Source organism: Sphaerisporangium sp. TRM90804, from assembly GCF_029846175.1.
In the GTDB taxonomy this organism is placed as follows: Bacteria; Actinomycetota; Actinomycetes; order Streptosporangiales; family Streptosporangiaceae; genus Sphaerisporangium.
Genome location: NZ_JARWAC010000053.1, coordinates 1 through 4,505, shown reverse-complemented (window position 1 = coordinate 4,505; position 4,505 = coordinate 1). Strand labels below are relative to the sequence as shown.

Below are 4,505 nucleotides of genomic sequence, written 5' to 3'. Positions count from 1 at the left end.
AGCGAGAACCCCACATCAACCGGATCGATCTCCGGCCGGGACTCCACGAACGACACCAACCGACCCGCCTGCGCCCGTAACCCCTCCGGCGACTTGCCCGACAGCACCCACGGCACGGCCGGCAGCACTCGGGACCCCACCGGCTCGGGTTCCGGTTCGAGGGCCTGCTCCACGACGAGGTGCGCGTTGGTGCCGCTGAGCCCGAACGACGACACCGCGCCGCGGCGCGGACGCCCGGTCTCCGGCCACGGACGGTTCTGCGTCAGCAGCTCGACCGCGCCGGCCGACCAGTCGACGTGAGGGGTGCGCTCGTCCGCGTGCAGCGTCCTTGGCATCATCCCGTGCCGGAGCGCCATCACGGTCTTGATGACCCCGGCCACCCCGGCCGCCGCCTGGGCATGGCCGAGGTTCGACTTCAGCGACCCCAGCCACAACGGGTCGCCGTCAGCCCGTCCCTGGCCGTACGTCGCCAGCAGTGCCTGGGCCTCGATCGGGTCGCCCAGCCGCGTCCCGGTGCCGTGCGCCTCCACCAGGTCGACCTCGGCGGCGGACAGCCCGGCGTTGGCGAGCGCCTGGCGGATCACCCGCTGCTGCGAGGGACCGTTGGGCGCGGTCAGGCCGTTGGACGCGCCGTCCTGGTTCACCGCCGAGCCGCGGATCACCGCCAGCACCGGGTGCCCGAGGCGCCGCGCGTCCGACAGGCGCTCGACGAGGAGCATGCCGGCGCCCTCGGCCCATCCCGTGCCGTCGGCCGCCGCCGCGAAGGACTTGCACCGCCCGTCCGCCGCCATCCCGCCCTGCCGGGAGAACTCCACGAACAGCCGCAACGTCGACATGACGGTGACGCCGCCGGCGAGCGCCAGGTCGCACTCGCCCGACCGCAGCGCCTGGACGGCCAGGTGCACCGCCACCAGCGACGACGAGCACGCGGTGTCCACCGTGATCGCCGGTCCCTCCAGACCGAGCGTGTAGGAGACGCGGCCGGAGACGATGCTGGCCGCGCCACCGGTCATCTGGAAGCCGTCGGCGTTCTCCGCGGACTCGTCGGCGGCGTTCTCGTGCCCGTGCATGAGCCCGGAGAACACACCGGTCCTGCTGCCGCGCAGCGTGTGCGGGTCGATGCCCGCCCGCTCGATCGCCTCCCAGGACGTCTCCAGCAGCACCCGCTGCTGCGGGTCCATCGACATCGCCTCGCGCGGCGAGATGCCGAAGAACCCCGCGTCGAACTCCGCCGCGTCGTACAGGAACCCGCCCACCCGGACGTAGGTCTTCCCCGGCCGCTCCGGGACGGGGTCGTAGATGCCGTCGATGTCCCAGCCTCGGTCGCCGGGCATGTCGGCGATCGCGTCGCGGCCATCGGCCACCAGGTCCCACAGCTCTTCGGGGGAGGCCACGCCGCCCGGGAAGCGGCAGGCCATGCCCACGATCGCGATCGGCTGGGTGGCCGCCGCCACGATGCTGTCGTTCTCCTGCCTCAGCAGGTCGTTCTTCTTCAGCGAGGCGCGCAGCGCTTCGACGAGCTGCTCGTTCGAAGTGGGCAAGGTGATCCTCCGTAGTCCGCGAGTTCGTCCTGGTCGCCGCGCCGCCGTCGAGTCAGGCGCTGAACGCGCGTTTCACGAGCTCCTCCGCATCCATGGCGTCGATCGAGCCGCTTTCGTCCGGCACCGCGACGGCGCGGTCCGGTTGTGGGTCCCGTGCCAGTCTCAGCAGGACGTCGAGCACGCCCGCTTCGCGGAAACGGCTGAGCGGCAAGGAGGCGAGCGTGTCGCGGAGTGCCTTCTCCTCGACCTCTCCGACGTCCGCCTCCGATTCGGGACTGAGCTCGGTGAGCAGGTGTTCGGCAAGGGCGAGAGGGCTGGGGTAGTCGAAGACGACGGTCGCCGACAGGCGTAGCCCGGTGCGCGTGCCCAGCCGGTTACGCAGCTCGACCGCCGTCATCGAGTCGAACCCCAACTGCCGGAACGCCACCTCCCCCGCCACCCGACCCACATCAGCGTGCCCCAACGCGGCAGCCGCCTCCGTACGCACCAGCTCAACCACCAACTCCAACCGCCGGCCCGCCGGCAACCCCGCCAACCGGCCCACCAACCCCGCATCGGCCACACCCGCCGCCGCCACCCGACGACCAACCCCGCCGATCAACCCCTCCAGAACCGGCGCCACCAGACCCGCCCGCGACCGCAACACACCCAGGTCATACCGAGCCGGCACCACCACAGCCCGACCCACACCCAACGCACGATCGAACAACACCCGGCCCTCATCAACCGAGATCGCCCGCAACCCCGACCACAACCACCGATCCACCTCCGAACGCGCCACCCCCGCGTCCAGACCACCCTCAGTCGCCCACAACCCCCACCCCAACGACACCGCACTCAAACCCCGCGCCGCCCGATACTGCGCCAACCCATCCAAGAACGCGTTCCCCGCGGCATAACCGCCCTGGCCTGGACCGCCCACCGTCCCCGCCAACGACGAGAACAACACGAACAACCGCACACCCAAGCCCTCGGTCAGCTCATGCAACACCCACGCCGCATCCACCTTCGGCCGCATCACCGCCGACACCCGACCCGGCGTCAACCCAGCGACCACACCGTCGTCACCGACACCCGCCGCGTGTACCACGCCGACCAGCGGATGCTCCGCCGGAACGCCGGCCAGCACTCCCGCCACCGCTTCACGGTCGGCCGCGTCACAGGCCACGATCTCCACCCGCGCACCCAGCCCGGACAGCTCGTCCCGAAGCTCGACCGCCCCCGGCGCCTCCAGACCACGACGGCTGGTCAGCACCAGATGCCGCACCCCATACCGCACCACCAGATGCCGGGCGAACAACGCCCCCAACGCCCCCGTACCACCGGTCACCAGCACCGTCCCACCCGGCTCCAGCACCGGCACCGGCGATTCGCCGGTCGAGATCACGCCCAGCCTGGGCGCCAGCATCGTCCCGGCCCGGACGGCGACCTGAGCCTCACCTGAGCGCACCGCCGCCGGCAGCAGGTCCGTCGAGGACGGATCGTCGTCGACGTCGACGAGCACGATGCGACCGGGGTGCTCGGCCTGCGCCGAACGCAGCAACCCCCACACCGCCGCACCCGCCAGATCCACCACATCCTCGGCCGGACCGGCAGCCACCGCACCCCGCGTCACCACCACCAAACGGCTCTCCGGCCCCGCACCCACAAGCCACCGCTGAACCACACCCACCGCCCGATGCACCCCCGCGTGCACCGCCTCCACCACACCGTCACCACCGGGCAGCGGCCCACGCACCGGAAGCGCCACGACGACCTCGGCGTCGCCCGCCTCGGTGAGCTCCTCGCACCACCGGACCGGCACCCCGGCGGCGGCCAGCCCGCGCTCGAAGCGCTCGTCGGCCTCGCCCAGCACCGCCCAGGTATCCGACCCGGCGTGACCGGTCTGCGTCCCGATCGGGCCCCACTCCAGCGCGTACACCGAGCCGCCGGGCTCCCCGGCGCCGGCGAGCTGGTCGGGTGTCACCGGGCGTCCCGCCACCGATCCCACCTCGGCGACCGGACGTCCCGTCCCGTCGGCGAGCCGCACCGCCAAGGCGTCCGTGCCGGCCGACGTCAGCCGCACCCGCAGCACCGAGGCCCCGGACGCGTACAGCGACACACCGGCCCACGCGAACGGGAGCTTGACGCCCGCGCCGGGCCCGCCGTCCAGCCCGGCCAGCAGCGCGGGATGCAGGGCGGCGTCCAGCAGGGCCGGGTGGACGCCGAACCGGCCGGCGCCCGCGACCTCCCGCTCGGGCAGCCGTACCTCGGCGAACACCTCCTCGCCGCGCCGCCACATCGCCGTCACGCCCCGGAAGACCGGCCCGTAGTGGTAGCCGCGCTCGGCCAGCTCCTCGTACACGTCTCCCGTGGCGACCGGGACCGCGCCGGGCGGCGGCCACGCGTCGAGCGAGAACGCGGGTGCGGGGCCGCTCTCGGCGAGCCGGCCGACGGCGTGCCGGGTCCATCGGGCACGCGGGTCGGCGTCCGGGCGGGAGTAGACGGTCACCGCGCGGTGGCCGGACGGCTCGGGCGGGCCGACCACGACCTGGGCGAGCACCCCGCCGCGGTCGGGCACGGTGAACGGCGCCGTGATGACCAGCTCCTCCAGCGTGGGGCAGTCGACCTCGTCGCCGGCGCGGATGGCCAGCTCGACCAGGGCGGTGCCCGGCAGCAGCACGACGTTCCCGATCGTGTGGTCGGCCAGCCAGGGATGTGTGCTCACGGACAGCCGGCCGGTCAGCACCACCTCTTCGCTTCCGGCCACCCGCACCGCAGCCCCCAGCATGGGATGGTCCACGGCGGACAGGCCGGTCGCGGTGAGGTCACCGGCGGCCGACGCCGTGAGCCAGTAGGTCTCCCGCTGGAAGGCGTAGGTGGGCAGGTCGACGCGGCGGGCTCCGGTCCCGGCGAACACCGCGGCCCAGTCGACCGCCACACCCTGCGCGTGGAGCTGGGCCAGACCCCGCATCACGGTCACGG

General features: G+C 73.2%; 2 protein-coding genes. Both read right to left on the bottom strand.

The features are described 5' to 3' along the window. Window positions 1–1,541 (bottom strand): beta-ketoacyl synthase N-terminal-like domain-containing protein (locus tag PYR91_RS36165; RefSeq protein ID WP_279787501.1); only part of this gene is annotated, 1,541 nt, incomplete at its 3' end. A 52-nt stretch (window positions 1,542–1,593) separates the two neighbouring features. Beyond that, window positions 1,594–4,505: type I polyketide synthase (locus PYR91_RS36160; RefSeq protein ID WP_279787499.1), on the bottom strand; the 2,912-nt coding region annotated here is incomplete at its 5' end.